Origin of the sequence: Ruegeria sp. MALMAid1280 (assembly GCF_049195285.1) — a bacterium.
Taxonomy (GTDB): domain Bacteria; phylum Pseudomonadota; class Alphaproteobacteria; order Rhodobacterales; family Rhodobacteraceae; genus Ruegeria.
In genome coordinates, this window is the sequence record NZ_JBMIRT010000059.1 from 956,449 (window position 1) to 975,164 (window position 18,716).

Genomic DNA, 18,716 nt, shown 5'->3' on the forward strand with positions numbered 1-18,716 from the left:
GTTTGCGGCAGAAAGCTACGTTCAGGCGCAATTGGCCTGTTCGGCTTGCTCCATAGCCTCGGCCGCGGCTTCCAGCGCCAGCAGGATCGAGGCATGGCGGTTCTTATAGTCCCGCGCAGGCATCAGCACTTCGAGACCGTCAAAGGGTGCAACGGGCGTCGGGCCATCTTTCTTCAGCATGGCCGACAACTGGTCGCGTGCGGTTTCCACCTGCGCCCGTGTCGCCCCGACAATGGCATTGCCGACAACCGAGGCCGAGGCCTGACCCAGCGCGCATGCTTTCACGTCCTGCCCGTATTCCGTGACCTTGCCGTCCTGCATTTTCACATCCACGGTCACCGTCGAGCCGCACAAGGGCGACCGCTTTTTAACGGTGGCGTCGGGGGCGTCAAGCCGGTCCAGATGCGGAATGTCCGCGGCCAGCGCCAGAATGCGGCCGGAATAGAGCTTTATCAGATCGTTCTCGCCGGACATGGCTTTCCCTCGTTGTCTGTTCCCCATACATAGTGAGCATCCACCGGGATGCAAAAGGTTTTTCTTATGTCCGCTACTGTCACGTTTGACCCCTCTGCACTGAAGTTCAACGAGGCCGGTCTGATCCCGGCCATCGCTCAGGATGAAAGCTCGGGCGAGGTGTTGATGATGGCCTGGATGAATGTCCAAGCCATTGAGAAAACGCTGGAAACCGGACGTGTCACTTATTGGTCGCGGTCTCGCCAGTCGTTCTGGATCAAGGGTGAGACCTCGGGCCATGTGCAGGAATTGGTTGATTTCCGCCTTGATTGCGACCGCGATTGCCTGCTGGTTCTGGTGCGCCAGACCGGTGCCGCGTGCCACACCAACCGACGCACCTGCTTTTACACGGCCGTTCGTGACGGGAACGAGGTTGAGCTGATGTCACCGATGGAGTGACCCGGTCACAGGCCAACCATTGACCGAATGTCGGCAGGTGAGGCCCCCTCGGCCCGATATTTCGAGATCGCCCGCGCGTCGTCTCGTTTTGCCAGGCGTTTACCTGCGTCATCCCGGATCAGCCGGTGATGCAGGTAATGTGGTGTCTGAAGACCAAGCAGGGCTTGCAAGACGACGTGAATGCGTGTTGCCTCGAACAGGTCCTGACCGCGTATCACATGGGTGATGCCTTGCGCGGCATCGTCCAAAACCACCGACAGATGATAGGACGTCCCCATATCGCGCCGGGACAACACCACATCGCCAATGGTTTTCGTCAGTTCATCCAGAGTAAACGTGATGGCGCCGGCCTCGCCATTGGGTCCAGCGCCATCTTCCTGAAACGATCCCACGACGGTGTCGGATTGCCCGCAGGTCAGAAGCAGTTGGCCAGCCGCAGCCACATCCAGGCGCAGCGGTACGTCCTTGGGGCGCGGGTCTTGTGCCAAGCTCGGCAGCCATTTCGCCCGGCACCTACCGGGATAGATAATCCCGTCTGGCCCGTGCAGCGGCGTGCCTTCCTGCGGCGCACTGGCGGCAGCGGCGATATCCTTGCGGTTACAGGTGCAGGGGTACAGCAACCCGCGCGACCACAGATTGTCCAACGCCGTTCCGTACGCGGCCAGGCGGTCGGATTGCCGCATCACGGGTTCTGGCCAGAAAAGGCCCAGCCACCGCAAATCCTCATAGATTTGATCTTCCCAATGGGACCGCGACCGCGAGCGGTCGATATCCTCGATCCTCAGCAGGAACTGTCCGCTCTCAACCTTGGCTAGATCATGGGCCAGCATCGCCGAATAGGCATGACCCAAGTGAAGAGGGCCAGTGGGCGATGGCGCGAAACGGGTTTTAAATGTCACGCTTTTTCAACTACATATACGTCAGATTTCAGGTCCATGCCCGGCAAGTGGGGACCATATTCCCGGAACAGAAGCCGCGCGGCCCCCATATCCAGCCAGTCATTCAGCCGAACGGTATAGGACTTATCCGCAAGCGTATGATCGTTAAAGGAAAAAGCCAGCAATCCATTTTGGGGCAGGGCGCGCATCAGCATGTCAAACACCTCGGGCGGTGCCGTGCCGACACTGATCACGCCGATGGCGGCGATAGCCTTGTAGGCCCCTTCCTCCAACGGGTTCGGGTCCGTGATCTCGAACGTAGAGAGCTTGCGATAGATACCCTTGGCCTCGGCCCCCTCCAACATTTGGGGGGTCGGATCGACACCGTCTATCACCTGAAAACCGGCGGCGTGCAGGGCTTCGCCTGACAGGCCGGTTCCGCATCCATAGTCCAGAACGGGCGTCTGGGGTTCGGGCATTTTGGACCAGAGCGCCTCGGCCACGCGAGCGGGGGTCGCGTAACCGTGCGCACCGACTTCGGCATCATAGGAAGAGGCCCATTTCTGATAATGCGCGCGTGAGGCCTCGGGCGTTTCTAAACCATAGCTTTCTTTGATTTTATTGTCGCTCATACACGGATGTTAGGACGTCAGGCCGGGGTGCGTCCAGTCAGCAATGCACCAGCCAGTTTGTCCATTCGGCCTTGGCCCGATCGGTATAGGCCTTGTAACGGTCCTTGCGGCCCCGGCGTCCGCCTTTTAATCCGTCAACGGGGCGGAAAAGGCCGAAATTGACGTTCATGGGCTGAAAGGTCTTGGCCTCGGCCCCGCCGGTGATGTGGTGGATCAGGGCTCCCATGGCACTGTCCTGCGGGACTTCGGGCAGCGATCGGCCCAGTATTTCAGCCGCGGCCAGACGACCGGCCAGAAGCCCCATGGCAGCGCTTTCGACATAGCCTTCAACCCCGGTAATCTGTCCGGCGAACCGGATATTCGGTTTGGATTTCAGACGCATCTGCGAATCCAGCAGGGTGGGCGAGTTGATGAACGTGTTGCGATGAATGCCGCCCAAACGTGCGAAGCTGGCGTTTTCCAAACCAGGGATCATACGGAACACGTCGGTCTGTGCGCCGTATTTCATCTTGGTCTGAAAGCCCACGATGTTGAACAGTGTTCCAAGGGCATTGTCCCGGCGCAACTGCACCACCGCATGAGGTTTCACGTCCGGCTGATGCGGGTTGGTCAGGCCAACCGGTTTCATCGGCCCGTGGCGCAAGGTTTCGCGTCCGCGCTCCGACATCACCTCGATCGGCAGGCAGCCGTCGAAATAGCCGGCGGATTCACCCTCGTGGAACTCGGTTTTGTCAGCGCCCAGCAGGGCATCGATGAACGCCTCATACTGATCGCGGTCCATCGGACAGTTCAGATAGGCGGTGCGTTCTTCCTCGGTCTCGCCCTTGTCATAGCGCGATTGCATCCAGGCTTTGCTCATGTCGATGCTGTCGGCGTACACAATGGGCGCAATGGCGTCGAAGAAAGCCAGCGACTCGGCGCCGGTCTCGATCCGAATTGCCTCACCCAGCGTGGCCGAGGTCAGGGGGCCAGTGGCAAAGATCCAGTGGCCGTCATCGGGCAGGGAGGTCACCTCTTCGCCTGTAACCTCAATCCGGGGATGTGAGCGCAACTTTTCGGTAACCGCTTCGGCAAAGGGATCGCGGTCCACGGCCAGCGCGCCACCGGCGGGCAGGCGGTGCGCATCGGCAGTTGTCATGATCAGCCCGTTGGCCTGGCGCATTTCCCAATGCAGCAGACCAACCGCGTTCTGTTCGTCATCATCCGACCGGAACGAGTTCGAACACACCATCTCGGCCAGGTTGCCGGTCTGGTGCGCAAAGGTGCCCACTTTGGGTCGCATTTCGTGGATCACAACATCCACGCCCATTTCCGCCGCCTGCCACGCGGCCTCGGACCCGGCCATGCCGCCGCCCACGATATGCAATTTCTGTGTCATGCGCTGCCACATAGGGCACAGCACCGCTCAACGCAACACGAGGCGCATCGTTTATGATTTAAGGGGATTTTGGGGTCACCGCTGCGGGAATGTCGACGCTGGTGAGAGAAACCAGCTTGGAGGGACCTTCCGCCCACGGCGACCCAAAAGTGTCTCCAGAGCATACGCTCTGACCCAGCTTTGCCACAGTGTCGCCTTTTTGAAAAGTGCAAAAATGACGACAGTCTTTAAAAATGTTGACAACAATCGCCTTATTGATGCCAATTTGGCGGTCTTTTTTCGATAAATGCGGATATCCCTTCTTCGGTATCCCGGTGCAGCATATTCTGCGCCATTACCTCTCCGGTATAGGCGTAGGCCTCTTCAATCGACATATCCAACTGCGCGTAGAACGCCTGTTTGCCGATCTTCACGGCTGATCCCAGCTTGTCCGCAAGCTGATCTGTAAGGGTCGCCGTTTCATGTTCCAGCAACAAGTCAGGCACCACACGGTTGACCAGCCCCAGTTCAACCGCTTTTTCCGCCGAAATGAAATCGCCGGTCGTCAACATCTCGAACGCGCGCTTGCGCGGGATGTTCCGACTGAGCGCAACCATCGGCGTCGAGCAGAACAGCCCGATATTCACCCCGTTGACGCCAAACCGGGTGCCCTCGGCCGCAACCGCCAGATCGCAGGTGGCGACCAGTTGGCACCCTGCCGCCGTGGCAATTCCGTGAACCTGCGCGATGACGGGTTGGGGCAGGGACTGAATCGACAGCATCATCTGCGCGCATCTGGAGAACAGGTCCTGGAAATAGGCCTTGCCGCCATCCTCGGACTGACGCCCGGCCGTCATCTGCTTCAGATCATGACCCGCACAAAACGCCTTACCTTCACCCGACAGGATCACCGCGCGAATCGAGCTGTCATCCCGCAGCGCGTCGAACTCGGTTTGCAGCGCGGCCAGCATCTCGTCGCTGAGGGCATTCAGGCGCTCGGGCGCGTTCATTTTAAGGGTCGCGACCGCGCCAGTGTCGTTACGTTCCAGAATTGCCATCTTGCCCTCCGATCTGATGTCGGGCCAACTCTAGGTCGGCAAGTCGAGGAGGGGAAGTATGGCGTTGGCAATGGGCCGGGAAGACCTGATGGAGTACATGGGGCAGATCTTTCCTCAGGTGCACCGGGATTTTGTGGTCGAGGACCTGACAGAGGACTCGATTGTCATGCGGCTGATTGTCGAAGACAGGCATCTGCGTCCCGGCGGAACCGTGTCGGGGCCGTCCATGTTCGGGCTGGCGGATGTTTGTGTCTATGCTTTGGTTCTGGCCCGCAAGGGGCGCCAATCTTTGGCGGTAACCACCAACAGCTCATTGGATTTTCTACGCAAACCCGAGGGCGGCAAGGACATGATCGCCCATTGTCGCCTGCTGAAACTGGGCCGCAGCCTGGCGGTTGGCGATGTTCTGATGTTCTCGGAAGGCTCTGATAAGCCCGTTGCGCGGGCCACGATGACGTATTCGCTGCCGCCCGAGGGGTCTGCAGCCGCTGCTTTCGGATAAAGAAGGCCGGGCAGAGCCCGGCCAGGAAGAGGTCCCGTCAAGGGACTGGGGAATCTTTAATCCTGCCAGAAATAGCGGGTGTATTCACTGCGGGCCTGATATCTGGTCAGGCCGACATCTTTCAGAAGCCTGTCATCCAGATTGGACAAATTGACCCGGCTGCGGCGTTGGCGTTCCCACTTTGTCACTGCCGCCGCAAACCGCACGGCCAGCGCGGCGATCAGCGGCAGCCGGGGACTGTCGTTCAGCAGCATGAGGGCGGGGTTGTGCATTGCGCGTGTCATAGTGGATATCCTTTCAAATTGTATTGACACAAAGTATGCTTGTTCGGTATAATCGATTGATACATTCAGGATTGTGTCAAAATCAAAGGAAGAATTGTAATGGATACAATTTGGCCAGAGGCGCTGCCGAAATCCAAAGGGCCGAAATACTCTCTGGTTGCTGATACGATCCGAAAAGCCATTGAAAACAAGCTTCTCGAGGTTGGTGCGAAGCTGCCTCCGGTGCGTGAACTGGCGTATCGTTTACAAATCACACCGGGCACGGTTGCGCGGGCTTATACGATTCTGACCGATGAGGGATTGCTACAAGCTGAGGTCGGGCGTGGTACATTTGTGGCCCCTCCGAAATCGCCCATTCTGGATGATGTTTGGGCCAGGCAACTGCATCTGCGTGATGACAAATACAACGCCAATGTCAGCCTGTTCAGCCCACGGTTGGCGGATATGGGGCAGGTGTCTCTGATCCGCGAATGCCTGCAAAAGGTGTCGCAAGCTGATCCGGGGTTGTTTCTGAACTATCCGACCCGCGACGCCTATCAACCCATGCGGCAAGCGGTGGTTGAGTGGCTGTCGGATCTGCCGCTGGGTGCAGTGTCCCATGACGACATTGTACTGACACATGGCGGACAGAACGGGTTGTGTCTGGTCTTTCAGACCATTCTGCGCGGAGCCAAGCCTGTGGTTCTGGTCGAAGACCTCTCATACGCCGGGTTCCGCCGCGCCGGGGAATTGATGCGCGCCGATGTGGTCGGCGTGAAGATGGATAAGTGGGGGATCGACCCCATGGCAATGGAGCATGTGCTGCGCCAAACAGCAGCGCAGGCCGTTTGTGTTTCACCCGAAGTGCAGAACCCGACCGGCTTGCACACGCCATTGGAACGCCGGAAAGAGATCGTTTCGGTCGCCCGGCGTTTTGACCTGCAGATCATCGAGGACGACTGTTATCGCATGGGTGACGCGCGCGAGCCCAGCTATCGGGCGTTGGCGCCCGAACGGGGGTGGCATGTATCCTCGATCTCAAAAATCCTGACGCCATCGCTGCGGGTTGGGTTTGCCATCGCCCCCCGAGAGCGAAGCGGGGATCTGCGACGGTCCGCGGAATACGGGTATTTCGGGCTGGCTCAGCCTCTGGCAGAACTGACCCGGTTATTGCTGTCCGATCCCCGGACCCGTCAGATCGCCAGGGATGTGCGCGTTCGGATGGGCGATTACGTCCGTGTGGCGGTGAATGCGTTGGGTGGGTTCGACCTCAACTGGGCGCCGGATGTGCCCTTTGTCTGGCTTAACCTTCCATCCGGCTGGCGTGCCGGTTCGTTCACACGTGCGGCCGAGCGGGAAGGGATACAGTTGCGGTCCGCTGATGAGTTTGCTCTGCGTGACGGACGGGCCCCAAATGCCGTGCGTATTGCGATGAACGGGCACGTGTCGCTGGAACGGTTTGAGGACGCAATGCAGCGGTTGCGCAGGTTGCTGGACAATCCGCCCGAGCAAATCAGCGTCTGAATTTGGGGTAAAATAATACCTATTTTTTAACTCATTGAAATCACACAATTTAAAAGCACTTACTGTTGTTGACCTGCGCAACACACACCTCTAAATACGCTCCATCGAATTCGGGCCGCTCTGTCTTGGGGCGGTCTTTCACATCAAACAGGACTATCCTGCCATGAAAACCTTTTCTGCAACACCTGCAGACATCGACAAGAAATGGATCCTGATCGACGCCGAAGGCGTTGTTCTGGGCCGTCTTGCCTCGATCGTCGCCATGCGCCTGCGTGGCAAGCACAAAGCGTCGTTCACCCCGAATATGGACATGGGCGACAACGTCATCGTGATCAACGCTGACAAAATTCAGATGACCGGCAAGAAGCGCGAAGAGAACTTCTACTGGCACACTGGCCACCCGGGCGGCATCAAGTCGCGCACCAAGCAGCAGATTCTGGACGGTGCACACCCCGAGCGCGTCGTGACCCAAGCGGTCAAGCGCATGTTGCCGGGCAACCGCCTGTCGCGTCAGGTTATGACCAACCTGCGCGTTTATGCCGGTGCCGAGCATCCCCATGAGGCGCAAGCGCCCGAAGTTCTGGACGTTAAATCCATGAACAAGAAAAACACCCGGAGCTAATGACGATGGCTGATCAGATCAATACTCTCGAAGAGCTGAGCGCCGTTGCAGGCGTTGAGGTTGTGGCCGAAGAAGTCATCGTACGTGAACCCGTACGTGACGAGCTGGGCCGTTCCTACGCCACCGGCAAGCGTAAAGACGCTGTTGCCCGCGTTTGGATCAAGCCGGGTTCCGGCAAGGTCACCGTGAACGGCAAGGATCAGGACAAGTACTTTGCCCGTCCCGTTCTGCAGCTGATCCTGCGCCAGCCGTTCCAGGTTGCTGGTGTCGAAGGTGAATTCGACGTTGTTGCAACCGTCAAGGGCGGTGGCCTGACCGGTCAGGCCGGTGCGGTCAAGCACGGCATCTCGAAAGCGCTGCAGCTGTACGATCCCAGCCTGCGTGGTGCCCTGAAAGCTGCTGGCTTCCTGACCCGCGACAGCCGCGTTGTGGAACGTAAGAAATACGGTAAGCGCAAAGCGCGTCGTTCGTTCCAGTTCTCGAAGCGTTAATCGCTGCGGAATGCATGTTTCAAACGGTCGCAAGAAATTGCGGCCGTTTTACTTTGCAGGGTCATAGAACAACCAGCAAAGCTTGTTTTAAAGGCTGACTATTGACGCAAAGCCGTCTCGGCGACTTTGGTGAATCTGTCTCTGATCTGATCGATCTTGCGTCTGTTCAGAAACCCGAACCAGCGACGGACGGGAATGAGCTGCTTGCAGCCGAAACTGTCGATCCAAACCCATCGTGCTGATCCGTCGGAAAACGTCTGGTACACGATGTTCCCGGTGTTCTTGTTGCTGATCAGGACCTGCTGTTCGATCAACTGGTCAAAGTGCTTGTTCAATGCGGTCAGATGTTCACGGGTTAGGCGCCCGCTGTTGGCCAGTTCTTTCAGGCTGGGTGACAACTGCCCATCCGGTTCGGAAATCCGTTCATACATAAGCGCAAGGCCCATATCCGTTTGAACGACGCCTCGAACCTCGCAAACCGGAATAGGGTCATCGCTATTCTGGTATCGAACCATCAGATCAAAGGATTCGTGAAACTCGCGCAGGAACCCTTTAAAAACTGTGGATCGGCGGAAAGTTCGATCAAACCACGTGTCCGACAAAAGGTTGGCCTGCCCATCCATTGTGTCAGGCTGAGGTATTTTCAGAAGCGTATCCGGCGCGTCAGGGTGTTGGTAAACAAATTGCCGATTGCCCTGCGCAATCACCTCGCAGTTGGTCAGCTTCAGTACGTTTTCGATTCGAGCGATAGTCATGTCACCAAATATAACAGTTTTGTGACGCGACAAAACATGCTGGAGCCGATCCAAGACCCTACTACGCGCGGGCAATTCCGTCTGTTGCTATTCTTCGTAGACCAGTTTCCAAGCCCCGTTCTCTACCACGTTGACAAAGACGGTGTCGGCCCCCTGATGATCCTCCGGGCCATAGGTCAGGCGGTTTCCAACCAGTTCGTCGTCATAGTCCAGACTTTCCATGGCGGCGATAAAGCTTTCATGAGTCAGATCGGGTCCTGCGGCCTCCAGCGCCTTGACCATCATTTCAGCGGCGGAATAGCCCAGCATTGAAAATCCGACGGGGTCTTCGCCGGTTGCGGCCTTGTATTCCTCGATAAACGCGGCGGGGGCGGGGTCGTCGGCGCGCGCCCACAGATCCTGCCATGAGGCGGCGGCATAGAATCCATCCGTCACTCCGCCGGGAACCTGTGCGACGACGGTAAGAAAGCTTGCTGCGGTGCCCAGGAACTTCATATCTGTCAGGCCCATCTTTTTGGCTGTGCCCACAACCGTAATCGCCTGACGCACACCCAGCGCTATCGTGACGATATCACAGCCTTCTTCCTTGAGCTTGCTCAGCGAGCCGACAAAGTCAGTCTCATCCGGTTTGTGCGTCGTCTCGGCGACGAAGGCGACACCGGCTTCTTCGGCACCGGCCTTGCTGCCTTCCAGAATCTCCTCTCCGAAATCCGTCGGCAGGTACATGGTGCAGACGTTTTGCGCCCCGAACTGACCGGCCAGATATTTCACGCCGATGCGGCTTTGGTCAAAATAGGTGGAAAACGAGGTAAACTTGTTCTTCATCGGCTCCTGCAGCATCTGGCTTGATGCCGTCAGAGGTGCAACGTTCGGAATGCCCTTGGGATCAAGCAGCTTGAACCCGGCCAGGTTCATCGGGGTGCCCAGCGATTGCAGCATGGCAAACACCTGGTCGCGGTTCAGCAGCTTGTTATAGCCCTGCATCGCGCGCGGCATCTGGTAGCCGTTGTCTTCGACCACATAGCGGATGGCACGGCCATGCACGCCGCCCGCGGCGTTGACCCGGTCAAACACCACGTTTGCGCCCATTGTCGCCGGAACGCCAACAGCGGCGAAAATACCGCTCAGATCGTTGACCGAGCCGATGACGATCTCATCATCTGTAACGCCCTGCGTCTGCGCCGAGGCCAAGGTCGCGGACACCGCCAAAACGGCCGCAGCGGCCAAGCCTTTGATCCCTTTGGTCATGATTTCTCCTCTCTGTGAATTCCCTTATTTATACATGTCTTCAATAAGATGGGCGTGTTTCTGTTCCACGAAGCTGCGTTTCAGCTTCATCGTCGCGGTCAGTTCGTCGTCATCTGCGGTCAGCAGTACGTCGATCAGGCGGAAATCCTTGATCTGCTCCACACGGGCGAATTCCTTGTTGACCGCAGCGACTTCGACCCCGATCTGTTCCCTGACCTCAGGCGCCGCGCAGAGCGAGGCGAAGTTCGAGAACGGGATTTTCTGATCCTGTGCGTATTTCTCGACGTTTTCCTGATCGATCATGATCAGCGCGGTCAGGTATTTCCGGGCATCCCCGATGATCACCGCGTCCGAGATATAGGGGCTGAACTTCAACCGGCTTTCGATCTCGGCCGGGGTGATGTTTTTGCCGCCTGCGGTAATGATGATGTCTTTCAGCCGTCCGGTGATGGTGACAAAGCCCTGATCGTCGATATGCCCAAGATCGCCGGTCCGAAGCCATCCATCGGCGGTGAAGGTCTCGGCGGTTTTGGCGTTGTTGCGCCAATAGCCTTGAAAGATATTCAGGCCTTTCAGCTGGATTTCACCTTCGTCCGAGATACGAATGTCATTGCTGGCAATGGCCTGACCAACGGTGCCGATCTTGTTTGTCTCAACGCTGTTTATCGTGGCAATACCCGAGGTTTCGGTCATCCCGAACCCTTCGACCAGCGGCACACCGATGGCCCAATACCATTTCAGCAGATCGGGTGAAATCGGCGCCGCACCGCTGCCGCCCCGGCGCAATTTGTCCATTCCCAACATCCGCCGCAGGTTGCGCAGCACCAGCCGATCCCACAGCCAGTAGCGCGCCGAAATGCTGGTCGGTACGGGCTGACCTGCGCACAGATATTCGGCACGGGCAAGCCCGACCTTCAGCGCCATCCGGTACGCCGCCCGACCTGTCGGGGTGGCGTCTTGTGCCATGACCTGCACTTGGGAATAGATCTTCTCCCACACGCGCGGCACGGCGATGAAGGTGGTGGGCGAGACCTCCTGCAGATTGGCGAATACGGTCTCGGGGCTTTCGGCGAAATTGACGACGCACTTGGCGGCCAGCGGGAAATAGATTGAAACCGCGCGTTCCAGGATATGGCACAGCGGCAGGAAACAAAGCTGTTCGTCGGTTTCAAAGACGGGCAGGGCGCGGGCGCCGCTTTCGATGGCGGCCAGAATGTTCTCGTGGCTCAGCATAGCACCCTTGGGCTTTCCGGTGGTGCCCGAAGTGTAGATCAGCAGCGCCGTGTCCTGAGGGGATGCCAGCGCCAGTTCGGCCTCGAACCGCGACGGATCTTCCGCCTCGGCCTGTTGGCCCAGCTTATACAGGTCGTCGATCATCATGCAGCGGGGGTGGGCCAAGTCGTGCAGACCCTCATCCACAAGAATGATGACGTTCAGCAGATTTGGCACCTCGGCCTCAACCTCAAGATACTTGTCCAGCTGCTCTTCGTTTTCGACGATCAGGAACCGGCTGTCGCTGTCATTGATCAGATAGCTCAACTGGTGGGCCGAGTCCGTTGTGTAGACGCCCGACGCGATACCGCCGACGGCCTGAATGCCCATGTCGAACCAGGCCCATTCCTTGCGGTCTTCGGACAGGATCGAGACGACCTCGCCCCGTTTCAAGCCCAGCTTGCGCAAGGCCAGCCCGATCCACTTGGCGTGCTGCCAGTAGTCAGTCCATGAATAGGACCGCCAGATCCCAAGGTCCTTTTCACGATGCGCAGTGCGATCCCCCAGCGCGGCACAGCGTTTCTGAAACAGCTGGGTGACGGTGGTACATTCGTCCACACGCACCGGCCGCTGACCGGCGGCAGCGTTGAACCAGACGCCGTTGATATTGGTCTGAGGGGGCAGGGTGCTGATATTCAACCGCTCACCTCCACGTCTTTCTGCGTTTCCAGCGGCGGGTTTCCCGCACGCCTTCCTCTTGCATGCCAAGATAGAAGTTCTGGATGTCCTCGGATTGCATCAACACATCCGCCGCGCCGTCCATGACGATGCGGCCGACCTCCATCACATATCCGTGCTGGGCCAGTTCCAATGCGGCCTTGGCGTTCTGTTCGACCAGTACCATGGTCATGTTCTGCTCATCGTTCAGGCGCTTCAGGATGCCAAAGATTTCTTGCACCAGCAGGGGGGACAGGCCCAGAGACGGCTCATCCAGCAGCATGATCTTCGGGTTCGCCATCAGGCCGCGGCCGATGGCCAGCATCTGTTGCTGGCCGCCCGACAGGGTTCCTGCTTCTTGGGTGCGCCGTTCCTTCAGGATGGGAAAGTAGGTAAACACCAGTTCCCGGTTGTGATCGATCCGGGATTTGTCGGCCAATGTATATGCGCCGAGGTTGAGGTTTTCATCGACCGTCATCAGGGGAAAGACCTCACGCCCTTCGGGGACGTGGACGATGCCCATCTCGACAACCTTATGCGGCTCGGACCCCTGTATTTCGGCGCCGTCAAAAGTGATTTTACCCTTTTCCGGGTCCATCACGCCCGAAATGGTCTTCATCAAAGTCGTCTTTCCCGCGCCATTCGCCCCGAGGATCGAGACGATCTGACCGCGATGCACGTCCAGAGATACGCCGCGGATGGCCATGATGGGGCCATAGAAGCTTTCAACATTGCGGATGGTCAGGACCGGATCGCTCATGAGGCTTTCCCCAGATAGGCTTCGACCACGGCGGGGTGGGATTGCACCTCAGCGGGCGCGCCAAGCGCCAGTTTCGCACCGTCGGCCATAGCCAGAACCCTGTCTGACACGCCGGAAACCAGCCCCATGTCATGTTCAACCATCAACACCGTGATGCCCATCTGCCGCCGGATATCGTCGATCCACCAGCGCATGTCCGTAGTCTCTTCGACCGACAGCCCCGAGGCCGGCTCGTCCAGCAGCAGCAGCTTGGGATCGGTGGCCAGTGCGCGGGCGACCTCGACCACCTTGCGCACACCATAAGGCAGGCCCGAGATCATCTTGTCGCGATAGGCCTGCAGGTCGAGAAAGTCGATAATCTCTTCGACCTTTTCGCGGTTTTCGACCTCCTGCCGGCGGGCAGAGGGCAGGAACAGCACCTCGGACAACAGGTTGGTGCGGCGATGCCGGTGACGTCCGACCAAAAGGTTCTGCAGAACGGTGGCGTGCTCGAACAGCTCGATATTCTGGAACGTGCGCGCCACGCCATAGGCCGCCACGCCCGAGGGTTTTACCTGCAGCAGATCGTGACCGTCGAAACGGATCGACCCAGCAAACGGGTCATAGAACCGCGATATCAGGTTGAAGACGGTGGATTTACCCGCGCCGTTCGGGCCGACGATGGCAAAGACCTCACCTTGTTCGACCGAGAAGGACAGGTCGTTGACCGCAATCAGGCCGCCGAACTTCAGGGTGACGTTTTCGAACTCCAGAAAGCTCATCGCAGGCGTTCCGTCTTGAGGTAGGATTTCTGCCGCTTGAACATGTCCTTTCGGTAAAACGGGAACAGCTCGAACCAGGTGCGGATTTTCAGCCAGCGACCATAGAGGCCCATCGGCTCGAACAGGATGAAGGCAATCAGGATCATTCCGAAGATACCGAACTCCAGCCCCGGAATGGCGACCGTGTTGCCACCGAACAGCGCACCCACGTATTCCTTTGAGATCGACAGAAACTGGGGCAGAAACCCGATCACGATGGCGCCAAGAAACGCACCGTGGATCGAGCCCAGCCCGCCGATCACGATCATCATCAGCAGTTGGATAGAAATCAGAACGCTGAAGGTCTCGTTGTTGAAGGCGCCTGCGTACATGCCCATCAGGGCTCCGGCCCAGCCCGTCACGGCGCAGGACAGGGCGAACGAGATCATCTTGGTGCGCGCAATGTCGATCCCCATCGCCTGCGCCGAAATCTCGGAATCGCGCACCGCGATGAAGGCGCGCCCCAATGGTGCGCGCAGCAGGTTGATATAGCCGAGGGTGACCAGAACGGCCACACCAAGAACCAGCCAGAAGAACTGATCAGGGGTGGCCCAGCGATCAACCAGATGGCCAAAAACCACGACCCCGCCCAGATACTTGCCCGCCACGCCACCGGTGATCGGTTCGGCCAGAACGATCACGTCATCCATCAGGATCGACAGCGCCATGGTAAAGATCGCCAGATAGATACCGTGCAGTCGCAGGGCAGGGATGGCGACCGTCACCCCGGCAATCCCCGTCAGGACACCGGCCAGCGGGAAGGCGACCAGAAACGGCACGCCAGCCTCGATCAGGATGACGTTGGCATAGCACCCAAAGGCCAGAAAGGCGGCATGGCCGAGGCTGACCTGTCCGGTATGGCCGGTCAGCACCATCAGGCCCAACCCGGCGATGGCCCAGATCAGGACGTTCGTCAGCTCTCCCAGATAGAAATCATCCAGCCACCACGGCGCGGCGGCAACGACGACAAGAAGGATCAGGTAGAGGCTGAGCTGATAGCTATCCTTCCAGGGGCGGATATCCTGCAGATAGTCGGTTTTGAACACGATCCGCATGGTCTAGACCTTCTTGACCCGGACCTGACTGAACAGACCGTTGGGGCGGAAGATCAGCACCGCCAGCAACAGCGCGTAAGGCGCGATCTGGCTGTAGCCCGCGGCGATGTAACGGCTGGCAAAGGGTTCGATGACGCCGACGATCAGCCCTCCGGCCAGTGCACCCGGCAGGCTGCCCAGTCCGCCAATCACCGCAGCGGCAAAGGCCTTGATCCCAAGCAGTCCGGTTGTTGGATCCACCGCGCCTTTGGCGGCGAACAACACGCCCGCAATACCGGCGACCACACCGGCCAAGGCCCAGATGAACCCCTGAACGCGCTTGACCGGAATGCCCATGTAATAGGCCGCCAACTGGTTCTGCGACGCCCCCTGCATCGCCAGCCCAAGTTTCGTCCGATTGAAGAATACATACATCCCCCAAGTTAGCAAAACGGTGACAACGATAACGGCCACGTCCTCCATCCCCAGGACAATGCCCCCAAACCTGAATTCCTTTCCGGCCAGAGGGTTCTGCAAGGTTTGCGGCTCGTGCCCCCAGATCAGCCCGGCCAAAAAACGGATCACAAAGCCCAGAGCGATCGTCAGGATCACCACTGCGGTCTGGCTTTCCCCAAACAGGCGGCGGATGATCAGCCGGTCCAGCAGATACCCAAGCGCCCCCATGATCCCCAGCGAGATCGGAAGCGCCAGCCAGAAAGGCAGCCCCATATATTCGGTATTGGTAAGCCCGATGGTGACAAAAGCGCCCAGCATCATGAAATCGCCCTGTGCGAAATTCACCGCCTCGGTCGCTTTATAGATCAACACAAAACCAAGCGCGATCAGGCCATAGACACAGCCGTTTGCCAGCCCGCTGATCAGCAGCTGCGCATTGTCCAATTTCACCCTCCCAGCCGGTAGGCCCGGCGTTTTGACCGCCCCGGGTGTCCTCCGTCACCCGGGGCTTTGTTCTACTATGGCGTGATAATCACCTTTCCGTCACTCTTTTTCAGGGCTTCGGCCAGATTTGGCACCAACTCCCTCAGTGCAAGCTGTTCGGAAATATCGGTTTTCCAGCGACCATCGGCGAATCGGGCCTGAACTTCGGTCACGACACGTGCCTGATTCTGCGGCGGGGTGGTGGTCACCCAATTGGTCAGCCAAAAACCCTCGATCCGCTTGCCCATAAAGATCAGCTGGCCCATTTGCGTCAATTTCGGCAGTTCGGCGCTGAGCTTGCCATAGCAAACCCAGCGCGCCTGATTGGGCATGGCGCAGAACACCTGCTCGGACAGTTGATCGGCCACAGCGTCCAGGAACACGCGGGGCTTCAGAGCCTGACTGACTTTGGCAAATTTCTGGACGATGTCGGGATCGGTGGTCACCAGAACCTCTGCCGCTCCATGGTCTTTCAACGTTTCGACGGTTTCGCCGCGCCGGACCAGAGCGATCGGTTTCAGGCCAAGGTCGCGCCCGAGGCCGCACATCAGTTTACCCAACTGGCTGGTGGCCGCCGAAACCACGAACGCGTCGCCGGCGCCTCGGGCGATATCAACCATCGCCATGGCGGTCAGAGGGTTCACGATCTGCGCCGCGCCGTCTTCGTCGGAAATCTCGGGGCGCAGAGGGATGCACATCATCGCCGGAGCCAGCACGTATTCGGCCCAAGAACCGGAACCGGCGGTGATGAAGGCGACGCGCTGACCCATTAGCGCCTCGGCACCCTGACCGGTTGTAACGACGTCGCCACAGCCCTCAAACCCGGCGGCCGCCCCTTTGACGCGGGGCTGTCCGTATTCGCCCTTGATGAAATGGATATCGGATGGATTCACCGAGGCTGCGCGCAACTTGACCAGAACCTGCCCGGGGCCGGGTTCAGGAACCGGCAGTTCGGCTTCGGTCAACCAATCTCCGGCGTTCTCGATATATGGACCGGTGGCTTCACCGGAATAACCGTCGTGCAAAAGAACGGTTGCATACATGGTCTGGGGCAGGGTGGTCATGGTCGTTCCTTGTTTCTGAACCGCGCGTTTCGTTGCCAAAACCCAGTCACGGCGGCACCATAAGGACGCCCCGTGTAACAGACGAATTTGGGTTTATTTCCAACTCGATCACAGCCAAACAAATGCGCCTGTGCGCGTCAATCGACCGACGCCCTGACGTGGATGGAACCTGCGCCATGCCCAATAGGGGGCCGCCCAAACCGGGCGACCCGCTTGCTTCACTGTCCGGACAGCAGGTCGCGGAGTTCCTGGAACTTAACCGCGATCGTTTCTGGTGAAGCCTTGATGTCATCCAGAATCTGAATGGCCTGTGTTTTCAGCTCCTGCGCCAGATTGCTTTCCTGAACCGAGGCGACCATCGTGTCATAGTCGAAATTCTCAAGGCTCAGCGCGCCGTTCTCGACCCACGAGTTCAGCAGGTCCTGACCCTGGTTCGCCAATGCGGCAACTTCCTCACCGGCCTGGTTGGCTAGGTCCGTGGCCGCTTCTCCGGCCTGCTCGGCCGCATCGGTGGCCTGTGCCGCAATGGACGAGGCGCCTTCGGTTGCCTGATCAGCAACCGAGCTTGCAGCCTCGCTGACTGCATCGGTTGCGTCCTGGGCTGCCTCGCTGACCGCGTCGCCGGCATCTTCCGCCGCCGATTGCAATTGTTCGGCGGGCGTGGGTTCGGGTTGAGTAAGGTAATAATACGCGCCGGCGCCGATGGCGGCGATGGCTACAGCTAATACGATAGTGCGCGACATGTGTCTCTCCTTTGGAAAATGTGTCGCCGAGATGGGTCAAATCTAACCGGATGCAAAGGGGAAAACCCGGAAGTTCTTTTCAAATCCGAGGATTGAGCCATGCTACGCCTATCCGCTGAAACGCAATGGCAATAACATGCCACCATACAATCGAAGTAACATTTGATGCGTGGCACCTACCCGTTGAGCCTATCGCAACAAGATTGGATAGCCCGTTTTGACTGAACGAACACAGAATCTGGTCCGAACCCAGCCTGCCTATTTCCTCGATTTCGAAGCCAGTTCCCTCAGCGCGATCAGTTGGCCGATCGAGATTGGGATTTCGCGCGTGGTCCAGAGCAAGGTGAACACCGCATCACGCCTTATCAAACCACATCCTGACTGGGATGCGGCGGGCTGGTCGGATGTCAGTGCCGAAATCCACGGGTTAAGCCGCGCATATCTAGAAGCAGAAGGCGAAGATCCCAAAGCAGTCGCACAATGGTTCAAGGCAGAAAACACCGGAATTGCCGTGACGGACAATCCAGAGTTTGAGCGGCGGTGGCTGATACGGTTGCTGGAGACGGACATGCCATTTCCCAAAGTCCAGCTTCTCGATTTTGACAGTTATGTCCGGATGAGCCTGACAGAGCAGGCAGCGATTGAATGCGTCTATCACGCGTTGGAAAGTGCAGGGCCGCCACCGCACCGGGCGGGGCCGGATGCGGCGCGGTTGGCTAAAGCATGGTTGCGCGGTTTCGAATGCCTTCAGAACTCTGCATAGCGCAGGGCTGGCATTGCCGACGGTCGTATGGTGGCGGCTGTAAAAGCATTCCAATCTCCTGTGAAGTTCAGGCTATCAATCACTGTGGATAGCGCGCTCTATTGTCGAATCAATTCGATTTGTGTTTTGTGTTCGGGATGGTTCCCGACCGTGTTCTGTGGTTTGGGATAAAAGGGAATACGGTGCGGCCCTGAAAAGGCCAACTCCGTGACTGCCCCCGCAACTGTAGGCGGTGAGCGACCCGAGATCGGCCACTGGGCAAGCGCCTGGGAAGGATCGGGATAGCGTTGACCCGCAAGTCAGGAGACCTGCCATCCGAATTATTACTAACCTGGGCGGGGTGTCCCAGAGGGAGATGACAATGTTTCACACGGCCATTGCCGTTCAGAACCTTGCACTCGCTTTGCCCTCGTCCAAGCTGAGGAGGCGAAGTCATTGTCAT

At 58.5% G+C, this 18,716-nt stretch carries 21 protein-coding genes and 1 riboswitch; of the genes, 6 read left to right on the plus strand and 15 right to left on the minus strand.

All coding sequences use genetic code 11. From position 1 onward, the window contains the following. Positions 1-21: 21 nt before the first annotated feature. Positions 22-474: an iron-sulfur cluster assembly scaffold protein gene (locus ACOQFT_RS21630; RefSeq protein ID WP_421599893.1), complete on the minus strand. Its 453-nt coding sequence runs from the start codon at positions 472-474 to the stop codon at positions 22-24. Positions 475-522: 48 nt separating this feature from the next. Here ACOQFT_RS21630 and hisI point away from each other — a divergent pair, with 48 nt between their 5' ends. After that, positions 523-912 carry a phosphoribosyl-AMP cyclohydrolase gene (gene hisI, locus ACOQFT_RS21635; protein ID WP_421599894.1) on the plus strand — a complete coding sequence of 130 codons (390 nt, stop codon included), beginning with the start codon at positions 523-525 and terminating at the stop codon, positions 910-912. A 5-nt stretch (positions 913-917) separates the two neighbouring features. Here the strand turns inward: hisI and gluQRS are convergent, their stop codons facing one another. The 4 genes from gluQRS to ACOQFT_RS21655 form a co-directional block, all read right to left on the minus strand. After that, entirely contained in the window at positions 918-1,811 is an 894-nt protein-coding gene (gene gluQRS / locus ACOQFT_RS21640; protein ID WP_421599895.1) for a tRNA glutamyl-Q(34) synthetase GluQRS, read from the minus strand. Next, positions 1,808-2,422, minus strand: a complete 615-nt coding sequence (locus ACOQFT_RS21645; protein WP_421599896.1) for a class I SAM-dependent DNA methyltransferase — start codon at positions 2,420-2,422, stop codon at positions 1,808-1,810. Before ACOQFT_RS21645 ends, gluQRS begins: the two co-directional genes overlap by 4 nt. A gap of 37 nt (positions 2,423-2,459) precedes the next feature. Then, the gene (gene trmFO, locus ACOQFT_RS21650; RefSeq protein WP_421599897.1) at positions 2,460-3,800 is read right to left on the minus strand and encodes a methylenetetrahydrofolate--tRNA-(uracil(54)-C(5))-methyltransferase (FADH(2)-oxidizing) TrmFO; all 1,341 of its coding nucleotides are present in this window, start codon (positions 3,798-3,800) and stop codon (positions 2,460-2,462) included. A 251-nt stretch (positions 3,801-4,051) separates the two neighbouring features. Further along, a complete protein-coding gene (locus tag ACOQFT_RS21655; RefSeq protein WP_421599898.1) occupies positions 4,052-4,837 on the minus strand; it encodes an enoyl-CoA hydratase in 786 nt (261 codons plus the stop codon). A 58-nt stretch (positions 4,838-4,895) separates the two neighbouring features. Between ACOQFT_RS21655 and ACOQFT_RS21660 the strand changes: the two genes are divergently transcribed. Continuing rightward, positions 4,896-5,339, plus strand: coding sequence for a PaaI family thioesterase (locus ACOQFT_RS21660; protein WP_421599899.1), 444 nt, complete (start codon positions 4,896-4,898; stop codon positions 5,337-5,339). Between the two features lie 56 nt (positions 5,340-5,395). On the opposite strand, the gene ACOQFT_RS21665 is transcribed toward ACOQFT_RS21660, so the two are convergent. Further along, complete coding sequence (locus tag ACOQFT_RS21665) at positions 5,396-5,623, minus strand: DUF1127 domain-containing protein (protein WP_421599900.1); 228 nt, start codon at positions 5,621-5,623, stop codon at positions 5,396-5,398. Between the two features lie 99 nt (positions 5,624-5,722). On the opposite strand from ACOQFT_RS21665, the gene ACOQFT_RS21670 reads away from it, so the two are divergent. From ACOQFT_RS21670 to rpsI, 3 genes are all read left to right on the plus strand, one after another. Then, positions 5,723-7,126, plus strand: coding sequence for a PLP-dependent aminotransferase family protein (locus ACOQFT_RS21670; protein ID WP_421599901.1), 1,404 nt, complete (start codon positions 5,723-5,725; stop codon positions 7,124-7,126). A gap of 163 nt (positions 7,127-7,289) precedes the next feature. After that, a complete protein-coding gene (rplM, locus tag ACOQFT_RS21675) occupies positions 7,290-7,748 on the plus strand; it encodes a 50S ribosomal protein L13 (protein ID WP_421599902.1) in 459 nt (152 codons plus the stop codon). 5 nt (positions 7,749-7,753) lie between these two features. Beyond that, the gene (gene rpsI, locus ACOQFT_RS21680) at positions 7,754-8,239 is read left to right on the plus strand and encodes a 30S ribosomal protein S9 (protein ID WP_058271904.1); all 486 of its coding nucleotides are present in this window, start codon (positions 7,754-7,756) and stop codon (positions 8,237-8,239) included. Between the two features lie 98 nt (positions 8,240-8,337). Here the strand turns inward: rpsI and ACOQFT_RS21685 are convergent, their stop codons facing one another. From ACOQFT_RS21685 to ACOQFT_RS21725, 9 genes are all read right to left on the minus strand, one after another. Then, entirely contained in the window at positions 8,338-8,994 is a 657-nt protein-coding gene (locus tag ACOQFT_RS21685) for a YrbL family protein (RefSeq protein WP_421599903.1), read from the minus strand. A gap of 87 nt (positions 8,995-9,081) precedes the next feature. After that, entirely contained in the window at positions 9,082-10,242 is a 1,161-nt protein-coding gene (locus ACOQFT_RS21690; RefSeq protein ID WP_421599904.1) for an ABC transporter substrate-binding protein, read from the minus strand. 24 nt (positions 10,243-10,266) lie between these two features. Next, positions 10,267-12,153, minus strand: a complete 1,887-nt coding sequence (locus ACOQFT_RS21695; RefSeq protein ID WP_421599905.1) for an AMP-dependent synthetase/ligase — start codon at positions 12,151-12,153, stop codon at positions 10,267-10,269. A gap of 4 nt (positions 12,154-12,157) precedes the next feature. After that, complete coding sequence (locus tag ACOQFT_RS21700; RefSeq protein ID WP_421599906.1) at positions 12,158-12,931, minus strand: ABC transporter ATP-binding protein; 774 nt, start codon at positions 12,929-12,931, stop codon at positions 12,158-12,160. Next, positions 12,928-13,692, minus strand: a complete 765-nt coding sequence (locus ACOQFT_RS21705) for an ABC transporter ATP-binding protein (protein WP_421599907.1) — start codon at positions 13,690-13,692, stop codon at positions 12,928-12,930. Before ACOQFT_RS21705 ends, ACOQFT_RS21700 begins: the two co-directional genes overlap by 4 nt. Next, positions 13,689-14,786 carry a branched-chain amino acid ABC transporter permease gene (locus tag ACOQFT_RS21710; RefSeq protein ID WP_421599908.1) on the minus strand — a complete coding sequence of 366 codons (1,098 nt, stop codon included), beginning with the start codon at positions 14,784-14,786 and terminating at the stop codon, positions 13,689-13,691. Before ACOQFT_RS21710 ends, ACOQFT_RS21705 begins: the two co-directional genes overlap by 4 nt. Before the next feature lie 3 nt (positions 14,787-14,789). Next, a complete protein-coding gene (locus ACOQFT_RS21715) occupies positions 14,790-15,665 on the minus strand; it encodes a branched-chain amino acid ABC transporter permease (RefSeq protein WP_421599909.1) in 876 nt (291 codons plus the stop codon). 74 nt (positions 15,666-15,739) lie between these two features. Further along, the gene (locus tag ACOQFT_RS21720) at positions 15,740-16,768 is read right to left on the minus strand and encodes an alcohol dehydrogenase catalytic domain-containing protein (RefSeq protein WP_421599910.1); all 1,029 of its coding nucleotides are present in this window, start codon (positions 16,766-16,768) and stop codon (positions 15,740-15,742) included. Between the two features lie 218 nt (positions 16,769-16,986). Then, positions 16,987-17,511: a hypothetical protein gene (locus ACOQFT_RS21725; protein ID WP_421599911.1), complete on the minus strand. Its 525-nt coding sequence runs from the start codon at positions 17,509-17,511 to the stop codon at positions 16,987-16,989. Between the two features lie 328 nt (positions 17,512-17,839). Between ACOQFT_RS21725 and ACOQFT_RS21730 the strand changes: the two genes are divergently transcribed. Further along, positions 17,840-18,274: a hypothetical protein gene (locus ACOQFT_RS21730; RefSeq protein ID WP_421599912.1), complete on the plus strand. Its 435-nt coding sequence runs from the start codon at positions 17,840-17,842 to the stop codon at positions 18,272-18,274. A gap of 121 nt (positions 18,275-18,395) precedes the next feature. Further along, a riboswitch (cobalamin riboswitch) is annotated at positions 18,396-18,604 on the plus strand. Positions 18,605-18,716: the final 112 nt, after the last annotated feature.